Origin of the sequence: Rhodococcus rhodnii NBRC 100604 (assembly GCF_001894925.1) — a bacterium.
Lineage (GTDB): Bacteria > Actinomycetota > Actinomycetes > Mycobacteriales > Mycobacteriaceae > Rhodococcus_F > Rhodococcus_F rhodnii.
In genome coordinates, this window is the sequence record NZ_BCXD01000031.1 from 15,932 (window position 1) to 42,190 (window position 26,259).

Annotated in this window: 27 protein-coding genes and 1 pseudogene; 24 read left to right on the forward strand and 4 right to left on the reverse strand. The window is 69.0% G+C overall.

The window, feature by feature from the left end:
• Positions 1 to 131 precede the first annotated feature (131 nt).
• From RR1_RS18585 to map, 10 genes are all read left to right on the forward strand, one after another.
• Positions 132 to 1,592, forward strand: coding sequence for an APC family permease (locus RR1_RS18585; protein ID WP_010840032.1), 1,461 nt, complete (start codon positions 132 to 134; stop codon positions 1,590 to 1,592).
• A 223-nt stretch (positions 1,593 to 1,815) separates the two neighbouring features.
• Positions 1,816 to 2,214 (forward strand): 30S ribosomal protein S8, encoded by a 399-nt coding sequence (gene rpsH / locus RR1_RS18590; RefSeq protein WP_010840031.1) that lies wholly within the window; start codon positions 1,816 to 1,818, stop codon positions 2,212 to 2,214.
• 14 nt (positions 2,215 to 2,228) lie between these two features.
• Complete coding sequence (gene rplF / locus RR1_RS18595; protein WP_010840030.1) at positions 2,229 to 2,768, forward strand: 50S ribosomal protein L6; 540 nt, start codon at positions 2,229 to 2,231, stop codon at positions 2,766 to 2,768.
• Between the two features lies 1 nt (position 2,769).
• Positions 2,770 to 3,177: a 50S ribosomal protein L18 gene (rplR, locus tag RR1_RS18600; protein WP_010840029.1), complete on the forward strand. Its 408-nt coding sequence runs from the start codon at positions 2,770 to 2,772 to the stop codon at positions 3,175 to 3,177.
• Positions 3,178 to 3,223: 46 nt separating this feature from the next.
• Positions 3,224 to 3,868 (forward strand): 30S ribosomal protein S5, encoded by a 645-nt coding sequence (gene rpsE, locus RR1_RS18605; RefSeq protein WP_010840028.1) that lies wholly within the window; start codon positions 3,224 to 3,226, stop codon positions 3,866 to 3,868.
• The gene (gene rpmD, locus RR1_RS18610; RefSeq protein WP_010840027.1) at positions 3,868 to 4,047 is read left to right on the forward strand and encodes a 50S ribosomal protein L30; all 180 of its coding nucleotides are present in this window, start codon (positions 3,868 to 3,870) and stop codon (positions 4,045 to 4,047) included. Before rpsE ends, rpmD begins: the two co-directional genes overlap by 1 nt.
• A gap of 2 nt (positions 4,048 to 4,049) precedes the next feature.
• Positions 4,050 to 4,490: a 50S ribosomal protein L15 gene (rplO, locus tag RR1_RS18615; RefSeq protein WP_010840026.1), complete on the forward strand. Its 441-nt coding sequence runs from the start codon at positions 4,050 to 4,052 to the stop codon at positions 4,488 to 4,490.
• A 215-nt stretch (positions 4,491 to 4,705) separates the two neighbouring features.
• Positions 4,706 to 6,019 (forward strand): preprotein translocase subunit SecY, encoded by a 1,314-nt coding sequence (secY, locus tag RR1_RS18620; protein ID WP_010840025.1) that lies wholly within the window; start codon positions 4,706 to 4,708, stop codon positions 6,017 to 6,019.
• Positions 6,016 to 6,561, forward strand: a complete 546-nt coding sequence (locus RR1_RS18625) for an adenylate kinase (RefSeq protein ID WP_010840024.1) — start codon at positions 6,016 to 6,018, stop codon at positions 6,559 to 6,561. Before secY ends, RR1_RS18625 begins: the two co-directional genes overlap by 4 nt.
• Before the next feature lie 17 nt (positions 6,562 to 6,578).
• The gene (gene map, locus RR1_RS18630) at positions 6,579 to 7,376 is read left to right on the forward strand and encodes a type I methionyl aminopeptidase (protein ID WP_010840023.1); all 798 of its coding nucleotides are present in this window, start codon (positions 6,579 to 6,581) and stop codon (positions 7,374 to 7,376) included.
• Positions 7,377 to 7,401: 25 nt separating this feature from the next.
• Here map and dtd read toward each other — a convergent pair whose 3' ends face one another.
• Positions 7,402 to 7,845 carry a D-aminoacyl-tRNA deacylase gene (gene dtd / locus RR1_RS18635; protein WP_010840022.1) on the reverse strand — a complete coding sequence of 148 codons (444 nt, stop codon included), beginning with the start codon at positions 7,843 to 7,845 and terminating at the stop codon, positions 7,402 to 7,404.
• Between the two features lie 234 nt (positions 7,846 to 8,079).
• Between dtd and infA the strand changes: the two genes are divergently transcribed.
• The 10 genes and pseudogenes from infA (at position 8,080) to RR1_RS18685 (ending at position 13,707) form a co-directional block, all read left to right on the forward strand.
• Entirely contained in the window at positions 8,080 to 8,301 is a 222-nt protein-coding gene (gene infA, locus RR1_RS18640; protein ID WP_003418601.1) for a translation initiation factor IF-1, read from the forward strand.
• An 81-nt stretch (positions 8,302 to 8,382) separates the two neighbouring features.
• Positions 8,383 to 8,496, forward strand: coding sequence for a 50S ribosomal protein L36 (gene rpmJ / locus RR1_RS18645; RefSeq protein ID WP_010840021.1), 114 nt, complete (start codon positions 8,383 to 8,385; stop codon positions 8,494 to 8,496).
• 219 nt (positions 8,497 to 8,715) lie between these two features.
• Positions 8,716 to 9,087, forward strand: a complete 372-nt coding sequence (gene rpsM / locus RR1_RS18650) for a 30S ribosomal protein S13 (RefSeq protein ID WP_040775202.1) — start codon at positions 8,716 to 8,718, stop codon at positions 9,085 to 9,087.
• On the forward strand, positions 9,087 to 9,500 hold the full coding sequence (gene rpsK / locus RR1_RS18655) for a 30S ribosomal protein S11 (RefSeq protein ID WP_003938066.1): 414 nt from the start codon (positions 9,087 to 9,089) through the stop codon (positions 9,498 to 9,500). The genes rpsM and rpsK overlap by 1 nt, the downstream gene beginning before the upstream one ends.
• A 22-nt stretch (positions 9,501 to 9,522) precedes the next feature.
• Positions 9,523 to 10,128, forward strand: coding sequence for a 30S ribosomal protein S4 (rpsD, locus tag RR1_RS18660; RefSeq protein ID WP_010840019.1), 606 nt, complete (start codon positions 9,523 to 9,525; stop codon positions 10,126 to 10,128).
• Positions 10,129 to 10,249: 121 nt separating this feature from the next.
• Positions 10,250 to 11,311 carry a DNA-directed RNA polymerase subunit alpha gene (locus RR1_RS18665; RefSeq protein WP_010840018.1) on the forward strand — a complete coding sequence of 354 codons (1,062 nt, stop codon included), beginning with the start codon at positions 10,250 to 10,252 and terminating at the stop codon, positions 11,309 to 11,311.
• A gap of 30 nt (positions 11,312 to 11,341) precedes the next feature.
• On the forward strand, positions 11,342 to 11,920 hold the full coding sequence (gene rplQ, locus RR1_RS18670) for a 50S ribosomal protein L17 (protein WP_010840017.1): 579 nt from the start codon (positions 11,342 to 11,344) through the stop codon (positions 11,918 to 11,920).
• Positions 11,921 to 11,986: 66 nt separating this feature from the next.
• Entirely contained in the window at positions 11,987 to 12,802 is an 816-nt protein-coding gene (gene truA, locus RR1_RS18675; RefSeq protein WP_040775235.1) for a tRNA pseudouridine(38-40) synthase TruA, read from the forward strand.
• Between the two features lie 62 nt (positions 12,803 to 12,864).
• The gene (locus RR1_RS18680; RefSeq protein WP_143153926.1) at positions 12,865 to 13,095 is read left to right on the forward strand and encodes a helix-turn-helix domain-containing protein; all 231 of its coding nucleotides are present in this window, start codon (positions 12,865 to 12,867) and stop codon (positions 13,093 to 13,095) included.
• Positions 13,096 to 13,147: 52 nt separating this feature from the next.
• Positions 13,148 to 13,707: pseudogene (locus RR1_RS18685) on the forward strand (NADPH-dependent FMN reductase).
• Here the strand turns inward: RR1_RS18685 and eccE are convergent.
• The gene (gene eccE / locus RR1_RS18690) at positions 13,704 to 15,623 is read right to left on the reverse strand and encodes a type VII secretion protein EccE (RefSeq protein ID WP_040775233.1); all 1,920 of its coding nucleotides are present in this window, start codon (positions 15,621 to 15,623) and stop codon (positions 13,704 to 13,706) included. The pseudogene RR1_RS18685 and the gene eccE overlap by 4 nt on opposite strands.
• 116 nt (positions 15,624 to 15,739) lie before the next feature.
• Between eccE and eccB the strand changes: the two genes are divergently transcribed.
• A complete protein-coding gene (gene eccB, locus RR1_RS18695) occupies positions 15,740 to 17,230 on the forward strand; it encodes a type VII secretion protein EccB (RefSeq protein WP_010840013.1) in 1,491 nt (496 codons plus the stop codon).
• Between the two features lie 59 nt (positions 17,231 to 17,289).
• Here eccB and mycP read toward each other — a convergent pair whose 3' ends face one another.
• A complete protein-coding gene (gene mycP / locus RR1_RS22550; RefSeq protein WP_010840012.1) occupies positions 17,290 to 18,660 on the reverse strand; it encodes a type VII secretion-associated serine protease mycosin in 1,371 nt (456 codons plus the stop codon).
• Positions 18,657 to 20,144 (reverse strand): type VII secretion integral membrane protein EccD, encoded by a 1,488-nt coding sequence (gene eccD, locus RR1_RS22555; protein ID WP_010840011.1) that lies wholly within the window; start codon positions 20,142 to 20,144, stop codon positions 18,657 to 18,659. The genes mycP and eccD overlap by 4 nt, the downstream gene beginning before the upstream one ends.
• Positions 20,145 to 20,403: 259 nt before the next feature.
• Here eccD and RR1_RS18710 point away from each other — a divergent pair, with 259 nt between their 5' ends.
• From RR1_RS18710 to RR1_RS18720, 3 genes are all read left to right on the forward strand, one after another.
• The gene (locus RR1_RS18710; RefSeq protein ID WP_010840009.1) at positions 20,404 to 24,402 is read left to right on the forward strand and encodes a type VII secretion protein EccC; all 3,999 of its coding nucleotides are present in this window, start codon (positions 20,404 to 20,406) and stop codon (positions 24,400 to 24,402) included.
• Between the two features lies 1 nt (position 24,403).
• A complete protein-coding gene (locus RR1_RS18715; protein WP_010840008.1) occupies positions 24,404 to 25,786 on the forward strand; it encodes a type VII secretion-associated protein in 1,383 nt (460 codons plus the stop codon).
• A gap of 127 nt (positions 25,787 to 25,913) precedes the next feature.
• On the forward strand, positions 25,914 to 26,231 hold the full coding sequence (locus RR1_RS18720; RefSeq protein ID WP_040775198.1) for a WXG100 family type VII secretion target: 318 nt from the start codon (positions 25,914 to 25,916) through the stop codon (positions 26,229 to 26,231).
• The last annotated feature ends 28 nt before the right edge of the window (positions 26,232 to 26,259 follow it).

The following is a 26,259-nucleotide window of genomic DNA, read 5'->3' on the forward strand; positions in this document are numbered from 1 at the left end:
TCGTCGAGATGAGACTCGATGGCGCAGCAAGTGTGAGCGTTCTCTCGCGGCAGATCGGCTCCCGCGAAAACCCGACCACACGAGACGACTCGTCTCGATACTGGAGGGAGTCGTGCGACGGGTGGTGTGAGGTGGCGGAGAGCGAGACTCCGGGTCACGGTCCCGCGCTGAAGCGCGTCATCGGGCCCGGCTTGCTGTTGCTCTTCATCGTCGGCGACATCCTGGGCGCCGGCATCTACGCCGTCACGGGTCAGATGACCGCGCAGGTCGGGGGTATCGCCTGGCTGCCCTTCGTCCTCGCGTTCGGTGTCGCGACCCTTACCGCCTTCTCGTACCTCGAACTCGTCACGAAGTTCCCGCAGGCGGCGGGCGCCGCGCTCTACACCCACAAGGCCTTCGGCCTGCACATCGTGACGTTCCTCGTCGCGTTCGCCGTCATCTGCTCGGGCGTGACGAGCGCGTCGACGTCGTCGTCCGTCGTCGCCGGCAATCTCCTCGCGGGTCTCGACGAGACGTTCGGCCGCGAGAACGGTCTCGGCTGGTTCGACGTCCCCGACGGCGGCACCGCGGAGCTGCTCGTCGCTGTCGGCTTCATCGTGGTGCTCGCGCTCATCAACCTGCGGGGCGTCGGGGAATCGGTGAAGTTCAATGTCGTCCTCACCCTCGTCGAGATCCTCGCGCTCGCGATCGTGATCGGCATCGGATTCGCCGCGGCGGCGCGGGGGAGCGGTGACGGCGACATCCGCAACCTCGTGATCTTCGAGGACCCGAACGACAAGGGCTGGTTCCTGGCGATCACCGTCGCGACGACCATCGCGTTCTTCGCGATGGTCGGCTTCGAGGACTCCGTGAACATGGTCGAGGAGACGAAGAATCCCGAGCGGATCTTCCCGCGCACCATGCTCTCGGGGCTCGGGATCGCCTGCCTCACCTACGTTCTCGTGGTGGTAGCCGTCGTCGCGGTGCTGCCGGTCGACTACGACTCGGGAGACGAGGGGATCCTGCTGCACGTCGTCAGGGTCGGCGCGCCGTCCCTCCCGATCGACGAGATCTTCCCGTACCTGACCGTGTTCGCCGTCGCCAACACCGCGCTCATCAACATGCTCATGGCCAGCAGGTTGCTCTACGGCCTCGGCAGGCAGGGGGTACTTCCCCCGATCCTCGGCGCAGTCCTGCCCCGCCGCCGGTCACCGTGGGTGGCCATCGTCTTCTCGACGGCGCTCGCTGTCGGACTGATCGTCGTCGTCGATCGGTTCGCGCAGTCGTCGATGGTCGCGGCACTCTCCGGCACGACCGGCCTGCTGCTGCTCGTCGTCTTCGCGGTCGTCAACATCGCGTGCCTCGTGCTCAAGCGCAAGCCGGGGCGCGGCTTCTTCGTCGCGCCCACGTGGATTCCCGTCGTCGGCGCGGCGGTGTGCCTGTTCCTCGTGGGACCCTGGGCCCGGACGTCGGAACAGATGATCCAGTACCGCATCGCGGCGGGCATGATCGGAATCGGCGTCGTGCTGTGGGTGATCACCTACGCACTGCGGCGCCGCGCTCACGAGTCGACCGGCTTCACCGACGTCGAGTCCCTCGGCGACGATCGGTGATTTGGCCCGCGAACTGGGCGTCCTCTACACTGGAACAGTTGCCGGGGCACACGTGCGTCCAACGCACGGTACCTCGCGGCCAACGACCCTGACCGGCAACAGTCGGTCAGGACGCTCTTTCGTTTCGTGGTAGGCCCACGATGTGTCGAACGATACCGGTGAACTCCGGCGTCGTCCGCGCGTGCTGGATGGGAACCGCTGCGAGAAAGGTTGTCGATCTGTCATGACCATGACCGATCCGATCGCAGACTTTCTGACACGTCTGCGCAACGCCAACACGGCGTACCACGACGAGGTGACCTCCCCGCACTCCAAGATCAAGGCGAACATCGCCGAGATCTTGAAGAAGGAGGGCTACATCTCCGACTACCGCACCGAAGACGCCGAGGTCGGCAAGAGCCTCGTCGTCACGCTGAAGTACGGCCCCAGCCGCGAGCGCAGCCTCGCCGGCGTGCGCCGTGTCTCCAAGCCGGGTCTGCGTGTGTACGCAAAGTCCACCAACCTGCCCAAGGTCCTGGGCGGCCTCGGCGTCGCGATCATCTCGACGTCCGCCGGCCTGCTCACCGATCGCCAGGCGGCCAATCGAGGAGTGGGCGGGGAAGTCCTCGCCTACGTCTGGTAAGGGAGGCCACCACAATGTCGCGTATTGGAAAGCTGCCCATCGCCGTTCCGTCCGGAGTCGAGTTCACGCTCGACGGCCAGGACGTCACGGTCAAGGGACCGAAGGGCGAACTCTCGCTCACGCTGCCCGAGCCGATCACCATCGCGAAGAACGAGGACGGCACCGTCTCGGTGTCGCGTCCGGACGACGAGCGCCGCAACCGCTCGCTGCACGGCCTCTCGCGCACGCTGGTCGCGAATCTCGTCACGGGCGTGACCGAGGGCTACGTCACCAAGATGGAGATCCACGGCGTCGGCTACCGCGTCGCACTCAAGGGCAAGGACCTCGAGTTCGCGCTCGGCTACAGCCACCCGGTGCCGATCGAGGCGCCCGAGGGCATCACCTTCGCGGTCGAGTCGCCCACCAAGTTCTCGGTCTCCGGCATCGACAAGCAGAAGGTCGGCCAGATCTCGGCGAACATCCGCCGTCTGCGTCGCCCCGACCCGTACAAGGGCAAGGGCGTTCGCTACGAGGGTGAACAGATCCGCCGCAAGGTCGGAAAGACGGGTAAGTGATATGAGCCAGACTGCAAACCAGAAGGCCAAGCGCATCCCGCTGGGCAAGGACGCCGCGACGCGGCGTCGTCTGTCGAAGACGCGTCGTCACTTCCGTCTGCGCAAGAAGATCTCCGGCACCCCCGAGCGGCCCCGCATGGTCGTCAATCGCTCCTCGCGCCACATCCACGTGCAGCTCGTGGACGACCTCGCCGGCCACACGCTGGCCGCGGCGTCGACCACCGAAGCCGCACTGCGTCAGGCCGAGGGCGACAAGAAGACCCTGAGCGCTCAGGTCGGTCAGCTGATCGCAGAGCGTGCCAAGGCAGCTGGCGTGGAGGCAGTGGTCTTCGACCACGGTGGCCACGGTTACCACGGCCGCATCGCGGCCCTGGCGGACGCCGCTCGCGAAGGCGGGTTGAAGTTCTGATGACCAGCATGATCTCTCACGGCACGACCAACGGAAGGACAGCCTGATGCCGGGACGTCAAAGGCGTGACGGCGGAAGCGGACCCGCCGGACAGAATGGCCCCAACACCAACAACGAGGGCCGCGGCGGTCGTGGTGACCGTCGTGACAACCGTCGCGATGCGGCGGAGAAGTCGAACCACATCGAACGCGTCGTCACCATCAACCGCGTCTCGAAGGTCGTCAAGGGTGGTCGGCGCTTCAGCTTCACCGCTCTCGTGATCGTCGGCGACGGCAACGGACTCGTCGGTGTCGGCTACGGCAAGGCCAAGGAAGTTCCCGCGGCAATCCAGAAGGGCGTCGAGGAAGCTCGCAAGAACTTCTTCCGCGTCCCGATGATCGGCGGGACCATCACGCACCCCATCCAGGGTGAGGCCGCTGCCGGTGTCGTGCTCCTGCGTCCGGCCAGCCCCGGTACCGGTGTCATCGCCGGTGGCGCGGCGCGTGCCGTCCTCGAATGCGCGGGCATCAACGACATCCTGTCGAAGTCGCTCGGTAGCGACAACGCGATCAACGTCGTGCACGCGACCGTCGCAGCCCTCAAGGGTCTGCAGCGTCCGGAGGAAGTCGCCGCACGTCGCGGGCTGCCCGTCGAGGACGTCGCTCCCGCCGGAATGCTTCGTGCACGCGCCCAGGCCGGGAGCGTGAAGTAATGGCGAACATCAAGATCACGCAGATCAAGAGCACGATCGGCACCAAGCAGAACCAGCGCGACTCGCTGCGCACGCTGGGCCTCAAGGGCATCCGCAAGTCGGTCGTCCGTGAGGACAGCCCGCAGAATCGCGGCCTGGTCAACGTCGTGCGCCACCTCGTCACGGTTGAGGAGGTCTGACCATGACCATCAAACTGCATCACCTGCGCCCCGCGCCGGGATCCAAGACCGACAAGACTCGCGTCGGTCGCGGTGAAGGCTCCAAGGGCAAGACCGCAGGCCGCGGCACCAAGGGCACCAAGGCACGCAAGAACGTCTCCGCGGCGTTCGAGGGTGGCCAGATGCCGCTGCACATGCGTCTGCCGAAGCTCAAGGGCTTCAAGAACCCGAACCGCGTCGAGTTCCAGGTCGTCAACGTCGGCGACCTCGCGCGACTGTTCCCCGAGGGTGGCGCCGTCACCGTCGCGGATCTCGTCGCGAAGGGTGCGGTTCGCAAGAACCAGCCCGTCAAGGTTCTCGGTGAGGGTGAGCTGAACGTCGCCGTGCAGGTCACGGTCGACAAGTTCAGCGGCTCCGCCAAGGAGAAGATCGCCGCAGCCGGTGGGAGCACCACCGAACTGTGATCGCCGCGTCCGATGGCCGCAGTACAGCGTCACGCTGTACTGCGGCCATCGGCGTTCGGTCCCCGTCCCGCGCGGGCGTACGCTCGTAGCCGCTCCACGCCGGTGCGCACGAGTCCGGCAGTGGGGCACTGTTAGAGTTCTAGAGTTCAGCCATCTCGAGCGGGCGCGTGTGCCCACATCGCTCGACGTCGAAGCCGCCAAGCACAGGAGGATCGTTGCTCTCCGCCTTCGTCTCGGCCCTCAGGACCCCGGACCTGAGGCGGAAGATCCTCATCGCGCTCGGACTCGTCGCGCTCTATCGCGTCGGCGCGCTCGTTCCGTCTCCGGGCGTGGACTACGGCAACGTCCGCCAATGCATCGACCAGATCTCGGGTGGCGATCAGGCGGGCATCTACTCGCTGATCAACCTCTTCTCGGGCGGAGCGTTGCTCCAGCTGTCGGTGTTCGCGATCGGCATCATGCCCTTCATCACCGCCAGCATCATCGTGCAGCTGCTCACCGTCGTCATTCCGCGGTTCGAGCAGCTCCGTAAGGAAGGCCAGGCCGGACAGGCCAAGATGACGCAGTACACGCGTTATCTCGCCGTCGCGCTCGCGGTGCTGCAGTCGACGGGCATCGTCGCGCTCGCCGCGCAGGGTCAGCTGTTGCAGGGCTGCCAGCTCCCGATCATCGCCGACGACTCCGTGTTCGGGCTCGGCATCATCGTCCTCGTCATGACCGCCGGTGCCGCACTCGTCATGTGGTTCGGTGAGCTCATCACCGAGAAGGGCGTCGGCAACGGCATGTCGCTGCTCATCTTCGCCGGTATCGCGTCGCGCTTGCCGTCGGAGGGCTCGAGCCTCCTCGAGACGCAGGGTGGCCTGACCTTCGCGCTCATCATGGTCGCCGCGCTGGCCGTCATCGCCGGTGTCGTCTTCGTCGAGCAGGGCCAGCGCCGCATCCCGGTGCAGTACGCCAAGCGCATGGTCGGCCGCAAGATGTACGGCGGCTCGTCGACGTACCTGCCGCTCAAGGTCAACCAGGCCGGCATCATCCCCGTCATCTTCGCGTCGTCGCTGCTCTACCTCCCGAACCTCATCGCGCAGCTCACAGGCGCCGCGACGGCGGCCGAGCCCTCGTGGTGGCAGCGGATCATCAACGAGTACTTCGTGAACCCGAGCAACCCGGTCTACATCTCGATCTACTTCCTGCTGATCGTGTTCTTCGTGTTCTTCTACGTCTCGATCACGTTCAACCCCGAAGAGCGCGCAGACGAGATGAAGAAGTTCGGCGGCTTCGTGCCGGGCATCCGCCCCGGGCGTCCCACTGCGGACTACCTCAACTTCGTCCTCATGCGCCTGACCGTCGTCGGCGCGATCTACCTCGCGGCCATCGCGACGCTGCCGCACTTCTTCCTCTCGGGCAGTGAGACCGCGACCAGCATCTTCGGCGGCGCCGCTGTCTTGATTCTGGTGAGCGTCTCGCTCGACACCGTGAAACAAATCGAATCCCAGCTGATGCAGCGCAACTACGAAGGGTTCCTCAAGTGAGACTTGTTCTGCTCGGTCCTCCCGGCGCCGGTAAGGGCACGCAGGCCGCCCTCCTCTCGGAGCACTTCGGTGTTCCGCACATCTCGACGGGCGATCTCTTCCGGGCCAACATCGGCCAGCAGACGCCGCTCGGACTCGAGGCCAAGCGCTACATGGATGCCGGCGACCTCGTCCCCGCCGAGATCACGAACAAGATGGTCGAGGAGCGCGTCGCCGAGCCCGACGCGAAGAACGGCTTCCTGCTCGATGGGTTCCCTCGCTCGGTCCCGCAGGCCGACGCACTCGGCCGCATCCTCGGCAACCTCGACACCAAGCTCGACGGCGTCGTGTCGTTCGTCGTCGACGAGGACGTCGTCGTCGAGCGGATGCTCGCCCGTGGCCGCGCCGACGACACCGAGGACGTCATCCGCAACCGGATGCGCGTCTACCGTGCCGAGACCGCACCGCTGCTCGAGTACTACGCCGACGAACTCGTCACGATCGACGCCGTCGGCGACGTCCAGGACGTGTTCCAGCGCGTCCTGGCATCGCTCGGCACGTAGTCGGAAGGAGTCGAGCGATGGCGTTCGGCCGTAAGCGCAAGGTCGTGCCGTTCCGCACGGCCGGCGAACTCGACGCGATGGCCGCGGCCGGCGCGATCGTCGGGTCCGCGCTCGTCGCCGTCCGTGCGGCGGCGAAGCCCGGCGTCAGCACGCTCGACCTCGACGCGATCGCCGAGGCGACCATTCGCGACGCCGGCGCCGTGCCGTCGTTCAAGGGCTACCACGGGTTCCCCGGCTCGATCTGCACGTCCGTCAACGACCGCGTGGTCCACGGCATCCCGTCCGCGTCCGACGTGCTCGCCGACGGCGACCTCGTGTCGATCGACTGCGGTGCGATCCTCGACGGGTGGCACGGCGACTCGGCGTGGACGTTCGCGGTCGGCACGGCGAGCGAGGCCGACGCCGCACTCAGCGCCGCGACCGAGTTCTCCATGAACGCCGGTATCGCCGCGATGATCGACGGCAACCGGCTCACCGACGTCTCCCACGCGATCGAGAACGGCACGCGCGAGGCCGAGCGTCGTGACGGCCGCCGGTACGGAATCGTCGACGGCTACGGCGGACACGGGATCGGGCGCGAGATGCACCTCGATCCGTTCCTCCCGAACGAAGGCGCCCCGGGCAAGGGCCCGCACCTCGTCGTCGGCTCGGTGCTCGCGATCGAACCCATGCTCACGCTGGGAACCGAGGACACCGACGTCCTCGACGACGAGTGGACCGTCGTCACGGCGGACGGCTCGCGCGCCGCGCACTGGGAGCACACCGTCGCCGTGACCGAAGACGGGCCCCGGATCCTCACGCTCCGCCCGGAGTAGCCGGCCACTGCACGTGTGCGGCTCGTCAGACCTCGACGAGAATCGTGATCGGGCCGTCGCCGACGGACGACACCGTCATGTGCGCCCCGAAACGGCCGGTCGCGACGGTCGTGCCCTGCTCGCGGAGGGCGGCGACCACGCGGTCCACGAGCGGCTCGGCGACGGCTCCGGGAGCGGCAGCGGTCCACGACGGCCGCCTGCCCTTCGCCGTCGCGCCGTAGAGGGTGAACTGCGAAATCACGAGGATCGGGGCGTCGACGTCCGACGCGGAGCGCTCGCCGTCGAGGATGCGCAGCGACCGGATCTTGCGCGCGAGCTCGTCCGCGGACGCGGGAGTGTCCGAGTGCGTGACACCCACATAGGCGAGCAGGCCCTGCCCGCCAGGGCGGCCCGTGGGATCGATCGCACCGACGATCTCGCCGTCGACCGTGACCGACGCCGACGTCACTCGTTGCAGAACTGCGCGCATGGTCGCGATGCTGCCAGAGGGCACGGCGACGACGGTATTTGGCCTGGTCGGGCATTTCCCGTAACATGGTGAGGCGGTGCGTGCTGCGCGCCGGTCGATCGCATGTCCACTGCCGGGCCATCCGGCCCGTGATCTGCGTGTTCGCCGGTCGCCGTTCGCGCCACAGTATCGGAAGACATGCACATCAGGCAGGCCGGGGAACCCCGGTCGCACCCGACACGGATCGCGGAGGATATGGCCAAGAAAGACGGAGCCATCGAGGTCGAGGGACGAGTGGTCGAGCCGCTGCCCAATGCGATGTTTCGCATCGAGCTCGAGAACGGCCACAAGGTTCTCGCCCACATCAGCGGAAAGATGCGTCAGCACTACATTCGCATCCTCCCCGAAGACCGAGTGGTCGTGGAGCTCTCGCCCTACGACCTCTCACGCGGCCGCATCGTCTACCGCTACAAGTAAGCGTTCCGGGCCGTCCGGCCCGGACAGCAGTGAGCGCAGCGCGCCGACGTGCCGCGCCCACCACATCAAGGAGATCAGGACGTGAAGGTTCAGCCGAGCGTCAAGCCGATCTGCGAGAAGTGCAAGGTGATTCGTCGTGACGGACGGGTCATGGTGATCTGCGAGAACCTGCGCCACAAGCAGCGCCAGGGCTGAGCATCACCGCCTCCTCGAGGCACGGCTTGAAAGCAAGCAACGAAGACCTCTCAGCACCAGCCGATGTGACAGGCGTGCTCCCTCGACGTGAGTCGACGGAACACGCACCATCGGTCCACCCCCGGCACGGAGGCCGGGGCCCCACTCGAATCGCGACATCGCGGGGCGTGAGGGACGGACTGGGAGCAGACCTCCGCACACCGAAGAAGGACATGCCACATGGCACGACTCATGGGTGTCGATCTTCCCCGCGAAAAGCGGATGGAGATCGCACTGACCTACATCTACGGCATCGGCCGTACCCGCTCGCACGAGATTCTCGACGCGACCGGCGTCAGCGCGGACCTGCGGAGCAAGGACCTCACCGACGACGACCTCACCAAGCTCCGCGACTACATCGAGGGCTCGGAACTCAAGGTCGAGGGCGACCTGCGCCGTGAGGTGCAGGCGGACATCCGCCGCAAGATCGAGATCGGGTCCTACCAGGGCCTGCGGCACCGTCGCGGCCTGCCCGTTCGCGGCCAGCGCACCAAGACCAACGCGCGCACCCGTAAGGGCCCGAAGCGCACCGTCGCCGGAAAGAAGAAGTAATGCCTCCCAAGTCACGTAGCACCGGTCCCAAGAAGACCCAGAAGGCGCGCCGCAGGGACAAGAAGAACGTTCCGCACGGTGCCGCTCATATCAAGAGCACCTTCAACAACACCATCGTCTCGATCACCGATCCCAACGGAAACGTGATCTCGTGGGCGTCGTCCGGCCACGTCGGCTTCAAGGGTTCGCGTAAGTCGACCCCGTTCGCCGCACAGCTCGCCGCCGAGAACGCTGCCCGCAAGGCGCAGGAGCACGGCGTCAAGAAGGTCGACGTCTTCGTCAAGGGCCCCGGTTCGGGCCGCGAGACGGCGATCCGCTCGCTGCAGGCTGCCGGACTCGAGGTCGGCACCATCTCCGATGTCACCCCCCAGCCGCACAACGGCTGCCGTCCGCCCAAGCGGCGTCGCGTCTAACGGGAAAGGAAGGTAGAAGAACATGGCTCGTTACACCGGCCCCGTTACTCGCAAGTCGCGTCGCTTCCGTGTCGACCTCGTCGGAGGAGACCAGGCGTTCGAGCGTCGCCCCTACCCGCCCGGCCAGCACGGCCGCGCGCGGATCAAGGAGAGCGAGTACCTGCTCCAGCTGCAGGAGAAGCAGAAGGCTCGCTTCACCTACGGCGTCATGGAGAAGCAGTTCCGTCGCTACTACGAGGAAGCGGTCAACCGCCCGGGCAAGACCGGCGAGAACCTGCTCCGCATCCTCGAGTCGCGCCTCGACAACGTCGTCTACCGTTCGGGCATCGCTCGCACGCGGCGTCAGGCCCGCCAGATGGTGACCCACGGTCACCTGACGGTCAACGGCCAGAAGGTCGACATCCCCAGCTACCGCGTCTCGCAGTACGACATCGTCGACGTGCGCGACAAGTCGCTGCAGACCGTGCCGTTCCAGATCGCACGCGAGACCCAGGGCGATCGCCCGATCCCGGGCTGGCTCCAGGTCGTCCCGAACCGCCTGCGCATCCTCGTGCACCAGCTCCCCGAGCGGGCGCAGATCGACGTCCCGCTGCAGGAACAGCTCATCGTCGAGTTCTACTCGAAGTAAGGCGCTGCGCGCTCGTGCGTGACTTTCCGGTCCCGAGGCCGGAGTCACGCACGAGCCGCAGGCCTCTCTTCTCCCCATTCGTGGGCGTCAAATAGCGGGCGCCCGTACAGGAGGAAACAACATGCTCATCTCTCAGCGACCCACGCTGACCGAAGAGGTCATCGCCGACAACCGTTCCAAGTTCGTCATCGAGCCTCTCGAGCCTGGCTTCGGGTACACCCTCGGCAACTCGCTTCGCCGAACCCTGCTGTCCTCGATCCCCGGTGCTGCCGTCACGAGCATCCGTATCGACGGCGTGCTGCACGAGTTCACCACCGTCCCCGGTGTGAAGGAAGACGTCACCGACATCATCCTGAACCTCAAGGGCCTCGTGGTGTCCTCCGAAGAGGACGAGCCCGTCACGATGTACGTCCGCAAGCAGGGACCGGGCGACGTCACCGCCGGTGACATCGTGCCGCCCGCCGGCGTCACGGTGCACAACCCGGATCTGCACATCGCCACCCTGAACGACAAGGGAAAGCTGGAGATCGAGCTCGTCGTCGAGCGCGGCCGCGGCTACGTCCCCGCCGTCCAGAACAAGGCGGCGGGCGCAGAGATCGGCCGCATCCCGGTCGACTCGATCTACTCGCCCGTGCTCAAGGTGACGTACAAGGTCGAGGCGACTCGTGTCGAGCAGCGCACCGACTTCGATCGCCTGATCCTCGACGTCGAGACGAAGAACTCGATCACGGCGCGGGATGCGCTCGCCTCGGCGGGCAAGACCCTCGTCGAGCTCTTCGGCCTCGCCCGTGAGCTCAACGTCGAGGCCGAGGGCATCGAGATCGGCCCGTCGCCCGCCGAAGCGGATCACATCGCCGCGTTCGGACTCCCGATCGAGGACCTGGACCTCACCGTCCGGTCCTACAACTGCCTCAAGCGCGAGGGCGTCCACACCGTGGGCGAACTCGTGGGGCGCACGGAGTCCGACCTGCTCGACATCCGCAACTTCGGGCAGAAGTCGATCGACGAGGTCAAGGTCAAGCTGCACTCGCTCGGACTGTCCCTCAAGGACAGCCCCGCATCGTTCGATCCGTCCACCGTGGCGGGCTACGACGCGGCGACCGGGACGTGGAGCGACACCGACGCAGGTTCCTTCGGCGACGCCGACGGCAACGAGGACTACGCAGAGACCGAGCAGCTCTAGCCGTTCGAGTCCCTTTTCTAGGAGAACATCATGCCCAAGCCCAAGAAGGGTGCCCGCTTCGGCGGGTCGGCTTCGCACCAGAAGGCGATCTTCGCCAATCTGGCAACCGCGCTCTTCGAGCACGGTCGCATCACCACCACCGAGGCCAAGGCCAAGGCGCTTCGCCCGTACGCCGAGAAGCTCGTCACGCACGCGAAGGCCGGCACGCTGGCGTCGCGTCGTGAGGTGCTGAAGGTCATCCGCCACAAGGATGTCGTCCACACCTTGTTCGAGGAGATCGGCCCGTTCTACGCGGACCGCAACGGTGGTTACACGCGCATCGTCAAGACGGTGCCGCGCAAGGGTGACAACGCGCCCATGGCGATCATCGAGCTCGTCAAGGAGAAGACCGTGACGTCCGAGGCGGATCGCGCACGCCGCGTCGCCGCGTCGCAGTCCGCTCCGGCAGCCGACGAGTCCGAGAACGTCGTCGAGGCAGTCGAGGCCGAGGCCACCACCGCCGAGGTCGAGAACGCCGACGCCGTCGTCGAGGGTGTCGAGGACGAGACCGCGACCGCAGCGGACGCCGTCGACGCCGACGAGGCCGACGGAGACAAGAAGAAGGACTAGTTCTTCTTGAACCCGGCACACGCTGAACCGAACGAGCCCGCCGTCGCCGACGGCGGGCTCGTTCGTTTGCGTCTCGACGTCTCCTACGACGGCACCGACTTCTCGGGCTGGGCGCGCCAGCGCGGCCTGCGCACCGTGTGCGGCGAACTCGAGGAGAAGCTCGGCGCAGTGCTCCGGACGCCCGTCGTGCTCACCGTCGCGGGCCGGACCGACGCGGGTGTGCACGCCACCGGGCAGGTCGCGCACGTCGACGTCCCGGCCGAGCTGGTCCCGGACGAACCCGACTGCCTCGTGCGCAGGCTCGCGCGCTTCGTCGCGGAGGACGTGCGGATCACCGCGATCACCCGGGCTCCCGCGGAGTTCGACGCTCGATTCTCCGCGATGCGGCGCCACTACGAGTACCGGCTGACGACGGCGCCGTTCGGGGCCGAGCCGCTGCGCGCTCGTGACACCGTCGCGCACCCGCGCGCGCTCGACGTCGACGCCATGCAGGCCGCGTCCGCGCGGCTGCTGGGCCTGCACGACTTCGCGGCCTTCTGCAAACGCAGGGAGGGCGCCACCACCATTCGCGAACTGCAGCGATTCGACTGGCGCCGCGACGGCGACCTCGTCGTCGCATCGGTCTCCGCCGACGCCTTCTGCTGGTCGATGGTGCGCAGCCTCGTCGGCGCCCTGCTCGCGGTGGGGGAGGGGCGACGCGACGAGGAGTGGCTCGCGTCGCTGCTGCACGAACGTGCCCGTTCGAGCGCGGTGCTCGTCGCGCCCGCTCACGGGCTGTGCCTCGTCGGGGTCGACTACCCGCCCGACGACCAGCTCGGCGCCCGCAATCTCACGACGCGCGAGACGCGCTCACACACCGAATGCTGTGGAGGGACCACATGATGTTCTTCGATCCGAGGAACCTCCGGACGACACCGAAACCCGAGAGCGTTATGCTGCCGCGCATGCCTCGTGAAGCCTGGGGAACGTTCGTTCGCGGTCAGCTCGAAGCGAAGGGGATGAGCCCGAACCAGCTCGCCCTCGCGCTGGGACTGCGGCCCCGGCACGTGATCGACTGGATCGACGGTGCCAGTGGATTCACCGTGCAGCCCGCCACCGTCGTGCACGCGACGGCGCGCGCGCTCGGCGTCCCGACGAACGACGCGCTCGTCGCCGCCGGCTACCCGGCGCGCTGACCCACCCACGTACCGAGCCACCGCACGCAGCACCGGGATCTACCATGACGCCATGCCGGCGTCCGATGCCTCACCCGTCCGCGTTCTCGTCCTCGTCGCCTCGATCCGCCCAGGCCGTATCGCGCCCGCTGTAGCCGCGTGGTTCGTCGCCGCCGCGTCACGTCCGGACGTCGCGCTCGATCTCGTCGACCTCGCGGATCACCCGCTCCCTGCCGACCTCACCGACTCCGCCGCGACCGAGGCGCTGCGCCCCCGCATCGCCGATGCGGAGGCCGTCGTCGTCGTGACGTCGGAGTACAACCACGGGTACCCGGCGTCCCTCAAGACCGCGCTGGACAGCTACTCGACGGAGTGGCGAGGAACGCCCGTGGGCTTCGTGTCCTACGGCGGGCCGTCGGGTGGCCGGCTCGCCGTCGAGCAGCTGCGCCTCGTCGCGATCGAACTCCACATGATGCCCGTCCGCCGGGCGGTGTCGTTCGATCGCGCGCGCAAGCGCTTCGCATCGGGAGCCGAGGTCCACGACGACATGGCGTCCGATCACGCGAACCAGATGGTCGATCAGCTCGTGTGGTGGGCCCTGCGGCACGGGCCGCAGGGCCGTACCCGGGCTAGTAGCGGTCGTCGCGGAATCGGCCGTCGTCGGCCCGGCCCGGCTCGTGGCCGTTCGGTGGCCGGAACGGCGGGGGCTCGCGAAACGCAGGGGGTTCCTGGAAGGCCGGCGGCTCCTGGAACGCCGGGGGCTCCCGGAACGCTGGAGGGTCCTGCAGTGCCGGCGGCGCCTGGAAGGTGGGCGGCTCGGCGAACGCCGGAGGCTGCTGGGCAGCGGGGGCCACGTACTGCGGCGCGGGCTGCTCGCGGTATCGCGCTCCGTCGTGACGCGCGCCCGCACCCGCGTACACCGGGGTTCTCGGGCTGCCGATGAAGGCCGTCTCGACGGGAATCGTCATGACCATCAGATCGATGCTGCTGCCACCGGTCGTCAGCCGGATCCGCTGACCCACGGCGTCCGGCTGGACGATCGACAGGTCCGGCGTCGAGTGCGGCCACTGCGACGGATCCGAGAACAGATACACGGCCGTCACGCCAGCGCGGGGCGGGAGCGCCGCGACGCCGTCGAAGAGCACGGTGTTGAACGCGCCCTCGCTCGGCAGATGGACCCCGGCGAGCCGCAGCCGGTCCGGGGAGCCGAGGGCGTCGATCAGCGGCGACCACGAGTCGGGCCGGTCCGTGTGGACGAGCACCCGCGCACCCGTCGCGACGGCCCGGAACACGAGCTGATGCGCGAGATACAGCTCACCGGCGACGAACACGTTCGCGACACCCGCACCCGTGACACGTGCCGCGATGCCGGTGCCGGAGTCGTCGGATCCGACGAGCTGACCACACCCCGCGGGAACGAGACCGAGGTCGTCGAGTCGAGTGACCGGGACGTCGCCGGAGGGCAGGACGTCCTCGAGATCGGGAAGCGCGAGAGGAAGGTTCGCGAGCAGAGCAGCACGGTGGCGGCCCTGCATCGAGACGAGGCCCTTCGCCGCGATCGGCTCCGGCACCTCGCGCGTCGTGATGCGCGCGGCGGCACTCACCGACACGACGCCGTCGCGCCCGGCGGGACGCAGTCGCAACGTGACCGTCGTGCCCAGGCTCGCGGGAGCCCACAGCTTCGCGAGCAGTTCCTGGGAGAGCGCTGCGGGTTCGATCGCGTAGCCGGTGTTGCACACGCCGGGAAGGGGCGCGTGGTTCCACGACTCGGTGAGCTCCGCGGGATCGACACCGCGGCTGATGTGCTGAGCAGCCGTCTCGATCTCGGGTGCCGTGAGAATGCGAGAACGGCAGCCCGCGTCGGCGAGTGAGCGGACGACGCGCGTCGCGGCGACCGTCACCGCGCGTGCGGTGCCCTCGGCGCCCTCGCCGCGGCTCGCGATCGCGTCCAGATTGCCGACGGCGTCGAGCCGCAGTGCGAGCCAGACCATCCGGGTCGCCGTCGCGGGCAGCGGGCCGATGAGGGCGTCGTACACCTCGGTCGCCCTCGTGCCGGGCGCGGCGCGGTAGCCGTGCGAGACGATGTCGATCCCGCTCAGCGTGATGTCGTGCTGACGCAGGCACGACGCGATCGCCGCGGCCGGCAACTCGTGCGTCGCCTCGAATCCGTCGCGTGTGATGCGAGTGAGGTCGCCGAGCGGAGGCTGCACTTCGACGACTGCGACGACGCTCGTACCGTTCCAGCAGAGGCCGACCGACTGGCCGTTGCCCACCTGGAAGTTCTCGACCCGAGGCCGCTGATAGGGCTGCTTGCGCAGGTAGCGCAGCGCCGTCCCGAGCCACTCGATCGTCGACCAGCCGCCGATGCGGACGAGCAGAGCCGCGGCGACGACGACCGCGACCGCGGCGCCCGCCCAGATCGGCGCACCGCACACGGCGACCACGATGCCGATCGCGAGTCCGATCGCCTGCGCCGTGACGACGTGCACGGGCGCGACGCGCGCGACGCCCGAACCCGAGCGTGTGTGCGCGAGCTGGGACCGAGACATGTCCACTCCCCCCGAGAACTCCGATGCCGGCCGCCCCACAGCAGGTGTGCGCAGCGGCGGCCGCGAGGGGAACTGTAACGTGTGCCCGCGAAAGCTGTGCGGTAAGGGGGAGCACCATGGCGTCCACACCCACCACGAGGTGGCAGGTCAGCGGATACCGGTTTCTGGTCCGGCGGATGGAGCACGCGCTCGTCCGGCGCGATGTCCGGATGCTGCACGACCCGATGCGGTCGCAGTCGCGGGCCTTCACCGTCGGCCTCGTCGCCGCCAGCGTCGGGCTCGCGGGGTGCGGCGCACTCGCCCTGCTCCGGCCGCAGGACAAGATCGGCGACTCCGCGATCGTCGTCGGAAAGGACTCGGGCGCAATGTACGTCGCGTACGAGGACACCTTCCGGCCGGTGCTCAACCTCGCGTCGGCGCGGCTGATCCTCGGCTCCCCGGACGAGCCCGCCGTCGTCGCCGACGACGAGATCGCGAGCCGTCCGCGCGGGCCGCTCATGGGCATTCCGGGTGCGCCCTCGGCGCTGAACGAGGCGCAGCAGGCCTCGTGGACCGTGTGCGACACCGTGACCGCCGACGGCGGTGGTCCGCTCGAGACGTCGATTCTCGTGGGCGACACCGACCTCGGCGACGGACGATTCGAACTCGGCGACGATCAGGCCATGCTCGTGTCGAACTCGGGCACGACGTATCTCGTCCATCGCGGTGCCCGCGCGCAGATCGACCTCGACAGTGCTGCGGTACGAAAGGCGTACGGGCTCGGCGACGTGGTCCCGCGGCCGGTGAGCAAGGCATTGCTCAACGCGCTGCCCGAGCAGCCGCGCATCGCGGCGCCCGAGATCGGCGGCCAGGGACGCGAACCCGCCGACAACCGGCTCGGCGTGCCCGTCGGCTCGGTCGTCCGCACCGGAAGCGACGACGCCACCGAGTACTACCTCGTCCTGCTCGGTGGTGTCCAGCGCGTCTCGAAGCCGGTGGCGGACATCGTCTTCGAGACGAACGGGCTCGGTGCACTCGAGATCCCGCAGGTGCGTCCCGACGTCGTGAACAAGATCGCCCAGGTCGACGACGTCGCGGTCGGCACGTTCCCCACCGCGGCCCTCGACATCGTCGACACGAGAAGCGATCCCGTCGGCTGCCTGTCGTGGACCAAGCTCGCCGACTCCGATGTCGACGGGACGCGGAACGCCTCCGTCGGCCTCATCGCGGGCCGGTCGCTCCCGATGCCCGCCGACGCGCGCACCGTCACGCTCGCGCAGGCCGACGGTCCCGGCGACAACGCCGACGCGGTGTGGGTGCAGCCGGGTGCGTCGGGATTCGTCCAGTCGACCGGGATCTCGCCCGACAGTCAGCGGGTCGGCAGCGTGTTCGTGCTGTCCGACACCGGCGTTCGCTACGGGCTCGCCGACGGCGGAGCATCACAGACGGGCGGGTCGTCGCACCCCGCGGCTTCGGCGCTCGGTGCCCCCGCGCATCCCGCACTCGCGCCGTGGCCGGTGCTCGACCTGCTGGCCCCCGGCCCGGTGTTGTCGCGGAGCGATGCACTCGTCGCACACGACGGAATGGCCGCTGCGCAGGGCTCCGTGGCCGTCACCCCCGCCAACTGACGACGACCTCGCCGGACGGAGCCGAGTCCGGCCGGCGAGGTCGTACGGAGAATCGGCGATCAGCGGCCGCGGCGTGATGCCGGGCGCGCACGCAGGCGTCTGCCGAGCGGGAACGATGCGGCGATACCGAGCCCGAACAGCACCACCAGGATTCCCGCTGCCGTCAGCGCGACCGTCCGCGGCCGTGGATCTGCGACGGGTGGGGCCTGGGGCGCCGCGACGGCAACCGAATCGGGTTCTTCGACCGACGCACCCTCGAACGGCAGTTCCGACGTCACCGCGGCGAGCGGATCGACGACGCCGTACCCGATCTTGAGTCCGCGATCCTCCGCACCCGAATGCGCTGTGCGCGTGATGCGTTCCATCACCTGGCGTGCGTTCAGCTCAGGCCGGTAGGACCGCACCAGTGCGGCGGTCGCGGACACGAGCGGAGCGGCGAACGACGTTCCGTCGGCCACGGCCATTCGGTCGGACTTCTGCGAGAGGGACGTCACCCGGCTGCCCGGGGCCGCGACGTCGACCCACGGGCCTGCGAGCGAGAAGTCGCTGGGACGGCCGTTCTGATCGATCGAGCCGACCGTGAGAACCAGATCGTCGTGCCACCCCGGCGTCGAGGCGAGCGAGACCGAATCCCACGGGCTGACGGTCGGATCGGTCGGCAGATCGATCGGATTCTGTGCCTCGCACCCGGACCCGACGTTGCCGGCCGCCGCGACGACGACGACGTCACGCACGTTGACCGCGTAGTCGAGCGCCGAACCGATGTAGGCGTCGTCGGGCCCGATGCCGCCGCGTGAACACGTCACGACCGAGATGTTGATGACGGTCGCCCCGGCGTCCGCTGCGGTCCGGATCGCGCGGGCGAGGTCGGTGAGATAGCCGTAGCCGCCTTCGTCGCTCGCCGAGGTCTCGGCATGATCGCCCTCGCTGCGTCCCTGGGGGCGGTGATAGTCGCTCGTCTGGCGGATCGACAGGATCTCCGCGTCGGGGGCGCCACCGGCGAAACCCGACCCGCGTGCCGGTGCGGCACCGATCAGGCCGGCGACCAGGGTGCCGTGGCCCTGGCAGTCCTGCAGTCCGTCGCCCCCGCCCACGAGATCGCCGCCGCCCGCCAGCATGCGCAGTCGGGGATGCGGTGAGACTCCGGTGTCGATGACCGCCACCTTCTGCCCGGCCCCGGTCGTGAACGGCCATACCGACGCGAAGTCGAGCATCGCCTGCGGGTAGGGGACGGACGGGGAGTCGCCGACGGGTTCGACACCGCCGCTGAAGCATCGGTGCTTCTCCTCGGCCGGCAGCGGAGCGGGCGGCGGAGTGAGGTTCGGCATGATCGGTTGCGGGACGATCGCACCGGCCGGTCCCGGCGCGATACCCGCCGTCAGTGCGGCGATCGCGGCGACGAGGACCGATCGTGCTGCGAGGCGCTTCACAGCCCGCGCATGAGGGCGTGGAGGCCGAGGACCCAGCACACCAGTGGCAGCACCGTCGCGATGATCGCGAGGTCGACCAGCTCGGTGGCCCGGCGCATCACCGGCGAGAAGGACTGCGTGGGCGCGAGGAAGCCGAGGGCGAGGGCGCCGAGCACGCCGAGCAACACGACTCCGAAGACGACGAGCGCCATCGCCGACGTCGTGATCGAGGCACCGACGAGCAGGGCCGCGACGAGGACGGTGCCTCCGCCGATCAACGGAACCGCCTGGCGGACACTGCCGTAGGTCCTGCCCCGGAACATCAGGACGACGGCTGCCGCGAAGGACAGAAGGATGCCGGGCCAGTACACGATCGTGTCGTTCTCGCCGCGGGCCGCCAGCAGCGATCCGACGACCGTGAGTACGACCGACGCGACGACGATGCCGGTGAGATACCGCCGTGCCTGCGCGGCGCGCTGGGCCAGCACGTCGAACGTCGGCATGGTCCGGGCGTCGTCCGGGTCGTCCTCGGCGGGATCGACCGAGGTGCCCGGCGCCGGTACGGGAGGCAGCGGGAGTTTCGCGAGCAGGATCGCGAGCCGGGGCGCGGCCCCGAGCAGCAGCAGCGCGACGCCGACGACGCCCGCGCCGAGCCGGTACGTCGGTGCGTCGGCGAGGGTGTCGACGGTCGCCGCCACGGCGGTCGCGAGCGACACGAGGGCCGTCGCGGTGTAGGTCGTCGTCCCGACGCCAGAGACGCGCAGCAGGAGAATCGCCGTCGCGGTGACCAGCGCCGCGCCCAGCAGAACGTGTGGCGCACCGACCGCACCGGGAACGAACAGGAAGCCCGCGGTGAGCGACAGCGGAAGGGCGCACGTGCCGAGCACGAGCGAGGCACCGGTGTCGCCGTACACGCGACCGACGACCGAACCGGCGACGAGGAAGACCACGGCGGCGAAGAAGGCCGCACCGGCGGCGAGATACGAACTCGTCCCGGCCTCGGCCCACAGCAGCGAGAACGACGCCGTCGCCGTGAGCGCCACCGCGGCGATCGCGCCCATCGTGCGTGCCCATGCGGGTGACCACTCCTTCTCGGTGTCGGCGCCCGAGAGCGCCACCGAGTACATGATGTCGTCGAACAGCGGTGGGGGAGCCGCGGTGTCGGCGTGCTCGAGAACGAGGAGGTCCCCGTCGCGGATGCCGTGTTCCTGGAGGGTGAGGGTCGACGACAGCGGCGCCTGGCCGATCTTCGCCAGTACCCACTCGCTGGGTTCGAGCTGCTCGTGCGAGTCGTCGAAGTCGTTCTCGCCGTGATGGCCGCGAATGGTGTCGAGGACACCCGGGATCAGCATCGCGAGCGGGACCGACGCCGGAACGGCGAGGTCGACCTGCGTGTGCGCGGCGAGGATCGTGAGCCGGCAGAGATCGGGTGCCGCGCCGCGTCGTGGCGCGCCACCGGTCCGCGGGCCGGGTGCGAAGCCCCGCTGGTCGCTGGTGATCGTCACTGCTACGTCCCCCTCCGACGGATTCGCGGGTGGCCGCGCCGTCCTGATTCGCCCCCGGCGTGGATCGATCCCACGCGTGATCGACTGGCACGATAGCGGAGCGCGGCGACGCAGGCATCAGCGCCCGGTGCGAGCCCGCCGTGTATCGCACTCGCCGTCGGGTGCGCTAGTCTGCCGATGCACCGGGCGGGAACCGGCACAGGGGGGCCGGCGCCGCGGTGGCGAGCCCGTCCGGGACAGCGTTGGGGGGAACGATCACGTGAGCACGGTCCGATTCGCGCGCAGAGCGCGTCGTGAGGTGCCGCGCATCCCCGCGGGCGAGGTGAGCCTGCAGGCGCCGCCCGAGATCCCCAGAATCGTCCCCGGCAATCTGCTCATGAAGCTGCTGCCCGTCGTCATGGTCGTGGCGATGATCGGCATGATGGCGCTGATGTTCACATCGGGCATGGCGCGCAGCCCGATGGCGATGCTCTTCCCGGTCATGATGATGGTCTCGATGCTCGGCATGCTCGCCGGCGGCGGACGCGGCAACGGCCCCAAGGCGTCCGAGGCGAACGAGGACCGCAAGGACTATCTCCGCTACCTCGACCAGTTGCGCAAGGACGTCGGCGACACCGCGCAGGCGCAGCGTGCGTCGCTCGAATGGAGCCACCCCGATCCCGGGACGCTCTGGACGCTCTCCGGTACACCCCGAATGTGGGAACGGCGCATCACCGACCCCGACTACTGTCACGTGCGCGTCGGGCGCGGCAGCCAGCGGCTCGCGACCCGGCTCATCGCTCCCGAGACCGGGCCGGTGGACGACCTCGAACCGGTCGCGGCGGTCTCGCTGCGGCGCTTCGTCCGGACCCACTCGGTGGTGCCCGAACTGCCCACGGCCGTCTCGCTCCGCGGGTTCGCGTCGCTGTCGATCGACGGCGATCGCGCCGCCGCCCGGTCGCTCGTTCGCGCGATGCTCATGCAGCTGTGCACCTTCCAGGGACCCGACACGCTGCTGGTCGCCGTCGTGTGCGGACCGGACACCGCGCGCGAATGGGAATGGGTCAAGTGGCTCCCGCATTCCCAGCACCCTGACGTCGTCGACGGCGTCGGCAGTGCCCGCATGATCTACGGATCGATCCTCGAACTCGAGTCCGCGCTCGGCCCGATGCTGGCGCTGCGGAGCCGTTTCTCCCGCAATTCGCCTCCGAGCGCGGGAGTTCCGCAGATCGTCGTGGTCGTCGACGGCGGAATCCTCGACGGCGACTCCGGAGCAATCACCGACGGTGGCGTCGACTCGACCATCGTGATCGATCTCAGCCACTTCTGCGCCCGGCTGACCGCGACGCGCGGCCTCCAGTTGGTCGTGGACGCGGACTCCGTCGGTGCCCGCAGCGGTTCCGGCGTCGAGAAGTTCGCTGTGCCCGACGTCATGTCCGCGCACCGCGCCGAGACACTCGCTCGCCGGCTCGCCCCCTATCGCGCCCCGTCGCAGTCCGTCGCGGACGTCGAGGACGACGACGCGCCCGCGCAGTCGTGGGGCCAGATGATCGGTGTCGGCGACATCACGCGGCTCAACCCCGAGCACGCGTGGCAGCCGAGGCTCGGCCGCGAACGGCTGCGCGTCCCCATCGGTCTCGGCGTCGACGGCAGCCCGGTGGAGATCGACCTCAAGGAATCCGCCGAGAACGGCATGGGTCCGCACGGACTGTGCATCGGCGCGACGGGCTCGGGCAAGTCGGAGTTCCTGCGCACGCTCGTGCTCGGCCTCGTCGCGACGCATTCGCCCGACGCACTCAACCTCGTGCTCGTCGACTTCAAGGGTGGCGCGACATTCCTCGGGCTCGAGGACGCACCCCACGTCGCCGCCGTCATCACCAACCTCGCCGAAGAACTCGCAATGGTCGACCGCATGCGTGACGCGCTCGCCGGCGAGATGAACCGGCGACAAGAACTGCTCCGCTCGGCGGGCAACTTCGCGAACGTCACCGAATACGAGAAGGCGCGCATGGCCGGCGCGGATCTCGACCCGCTGCCCGCGCTGTTCATCGTCGTCGACGAGTTCTCCGAACTGCTCAGCCAGCAGCCCGAGTTCGCCGAACTCTTCGTGGCGATCGGTCGGCTCGGCCGCTCGCTGCACATCCATCTGCTGCTCGCCAGCCAGCGTCTCGAAGAAGGAAAGCTCCGCGGCCTCGACAGCCACCTTTCCTACCGCATCGGCCTGAAGACCTTCTCCGCCAACGAGTCACGCAGTGTCCTCGGCGTTCCGGACGCCTACCATCTGCCCGCCTCGCCCGGCGCCGGATACCTCAAGTGCGACTCCTCCGAGATCGTCCGCTTCCAGGCGTCCTACGTCTCGGGTGTGTACGAGGGCGGCCACTACGACATCCGCCGTCACGACGCCGTCGAGGCGATCGAGGCCAGGCCCAAGGTGTTCACCTCCGCTCCCGTCGCGCTCGACGCACCGCCGCCGAGCATCGAGGCCGTCGTTCCGGACGTCCCCGTCGTCGCCGAGACCAGGACGACGATCGAGATCATCGTCGATCGCATTCGCGGACAGGGCAATCCCGCGCACGAGGTCTGGCTGCCGCCGCTCGAGGAGGCGCCCACCCTCGATCTCATGCTGCCGCGTTCCGCGCTCACCGATCCGGTGCCCGAACTCAGTTCGCTGCGCGCGCCGATCGGTGCCGTCGATCGTCCCTACGATCAGCGGCGTGACCTCATGGTCGTCGACCTCGCGGGATCGGCCGGCAACGTCGCCGTCGTCGGTGGTCCGCAGTCCGGCAAGTCGACGGCGCTGCGCACCCTCGTGATGTCGCTCGCACTCACTCACAGTGCCGAGCAGGTGCAGGTGTACTGCCTCGATTTCGGTGGTGGCACGCTCTCCGGCATCGCCAACCTCCCGCATGTGGGATCGGTCGCGGGTCGCCGAGACGTCGACCGCGTGCGCCGCACCGTCGCCGAGATGACGACGATCGTGCGAACTCGCGAAGAGCGGTTCCGCGATCTCGGTATCGAGTCGATGGCGGAGTTCCGGCGTCTGCGCGCCTCCGATCCGGCGTCGAGCGCGTCCGCCCGTGGCGCTCACGAGGATCCGTTCGGCGACGTCTTTCTCGTCATCGACGGTTACGCGAGCATCCGTCAGGACTTCGAGCCGCTCGAAGCCCAGCTCACCGCGCTCGCCGCTCAGGGCCTGTCGTACGGCGTCCACCTCGTGATCAGCCTCTCGCGCTGGGGTGAGGTCCGGCCCGCCGTCAAGGACCAACTCGGCACCCGCATCGAGTTGCGGCTCGGCGATCCCTCCGACTCGGACCTCGGCCGCAAGGTGGCCGCGCTGGTTCCCGAGGGGCGGCCCGGACGCGGCATCACGCGCGACGGACTGCATCTGCTCATCGGTCTTCCCCGTGTCGACGCCACGCCCGACGTCACCGACCTCGCGTCCGGTGTCGCGGACGCCGTCGCGCGGATCGGTGAGGTCACCCGTGGCCGTGCGCCGCGGGTGCGCATGCTGCCGGAATCGTTCGGTCGCGACGAGTTGCTGCGGGAACTGCCGGGCTGGCCCGAGGGCCTCGACCCCACGCGCAAGACGCTGCGCATCCCTGTCGGGCTCGACGAGGCGAATCTCGCACCGGTCTTCCTCGACTTCGCGGACCAGCCGCACTTCCTGATCTTCGGTGACACCGAGTGTGGCAAGACCACGGTGCTGCGCAACATCGTCGCCGGCGTCATGGCGTCGAACACCCCGCAGCAGGCGAAGATCATCATCGGCGACTACCGCCGGACGATGCTCGGAGCCGTCGAGACCGATCACCTCGCGGCCTACGCGCCGTCCTCCGAGATGTTCACGCGCAACATGGGCGATCTCGCGGGAATCCTGCGGTCGCGCATGCCGAGTCCCGATGTCAGTCAGCAGCAACTGCGCGATCGGTCGTGGTGGAGCGGACCGGACATCTACGTCGTCGTGGACGACTACGACCTCGTCGTGACGTCCAGCGGCAACCCCGTCGCGGCCCTGCTGGAGTACCTCCCGCACGCCAAGGACATCGGGTTCCACCTGATCATCGCGCGCCGCTCCGGTGGCGCGGCGCGAGCACTCTACGAACCCGTCATCGCCCGGATGCGCGATCTCGCCTCCGCCGGTCTGGTGATGAGCGGCTCGCGCGACGAGGGCAATCTCATCGGCACGGTGCGGGCGAGTGCGATGCCGCCCGGTCGCGGAACCCTGGTGTCGCGTCGCGCCACGGGGCTCGTGCAGATCGCATCGATGACGGCGAGCTGACATGACCACGGTCCTCGTCACCGAGCCGAGGTGCTGGATCGCCGACCGATCCGACGTCCGCAGCGGCCCCGCCCGTCTCGCACCCGACGAGGTGCGCGGCGGAGTCCGCGCGTCGACCACCGGGCCGGACGTGCTCGCGACGACCGGCGCGCGGTGGGTGCTCGTCGAGGGCGAACCGATTCGGGTGGCCGATGCGCTCGCCGCCGTCACCGGTACCGTCCACGGCTCGCGCGATGCGACGTGGATCGTTCCGTCGTACTGGGGCGCGCGACGGCGCGGCGCGGTTCTCACTGGAGCGGGGGAGCCGGCGTCGTCGATTCCGCTGGCGCGCGCCGCGAGCCTGCGCGCGTCGATGCGTGCGGACGTCGCTGTCGTCGAGATCTATGCGACGGCGGTCTGTGCGGTCCGCACGCCGGGCGTCGTGACGACCGATCTGGACGCGCCCGTGGCCGCGGAGTACGCGCGCATCGACGCCGACCCCGTGGAGTGCGTCGCACGGGTCCTCGCCGCGGTGTGCGCCGGGGCCGCGGTGTCGGAAGTGCTCGTGTACTCGGCGTCCGGGCAGCCGGTCGGTGAAACGCTCTACCGTGCAGTGCGGCCGATCATCGGGCCACACACCGCGATTCGCGAGATGGGGGCCGACGAGATCGTCGCGGCCGTCGAAGCGGCGTACGCGGCGTCGGGTGGTTCGTCCGCGCCGCGGCGGCGTCGACCCCGCGGAGTGCTCGGAGTGCCGGGTGCGTCCGCACCGCGACGGAGAGCTCCGTCGCGTCCGCTCTGGGTGGGTGTGGCCGTCGTCGGAATGCTCGTCGCGGCGGTGGGTGTGGTGCTCCAGACTCAACGAGGGGACACGGCTGCCCCGAATGTCGCTTCCCCGAATGTCTCGGCGCCGGACGGCGAAACCCCCGCGGCCCCGCCCGTTCCGGTCGCGTCGGCACCCGGGGTTGCCGCCGTGGTCGACCTCGGTGCGGGCCTCGAGGCCGTGCTTCCCGCTGGCTGGCGTGACGCGCCCGAGCGTCGCGGCGACCTCGACGGTGTCGCACGCGCGGAGCTGCTACCGGAGTCCGGCGATCCGGCGAGGATCGTGATCGAACGGAACTCCCTCGACGGCCCGCGCTCGCTCGCGGACATCGGTGCAGAACTCGCGGACGCGGCGACGGCGACCGACGGGCGGATCGACGGAGTCGACGCGAGCGCGACGTTCGGCGGACGTCCCGTGGTGGCGTACGTCGAGACCCCGGGCGACGGCTCGACCGTCCGCTGGTTCGTGATCCCGTTCGGCGAACGCGAGATCCAGATCAGCGTCGGATGCCAGTACCGGGACTCGTGGTTCGCGGTCCACCGACCGTGCCAAGAGGTCGTGGCCGGCGTGGGTGCGCCGTGACGGCCGCCACGGAGAAAAACTTCCACGCGAGTGGAACCGATGGACGCGGCGCCGCGTCCATACACAACAGGGGTGGGCAGGCGTCGTCCAGCGGGGAGCGCTCCACCGAGATCAGAGGGAGGAATCGATGGCAGGCGTAACTACCGACGTCGCACAGATGGAGGCCTCGGCCGGACATGTCGAGGACGTCAACGCTCAGCTGCAGGGGATCATCAGCAGCCTGCGTGGCCGGGTCGAGGGGTCGCGCGCATCGTGGCAGGGCGGCGCGCAGGTCGCGTTCCAGACGCTCATGACCAACTACGACGACGCCTCGCGTCGCCTGCAGGAAACGCTCCAGTCGATCGCCGACCGGATCCGCGAGAACGGCAAGGGCTACGACGCTGCCGAGCAGGAGAACCTGCAGGCGATCAACAGCGTCGGCAGCAGCCTCAATATCGCCGGCTGAGTCCACAGCACCACCGAGACCATTAACT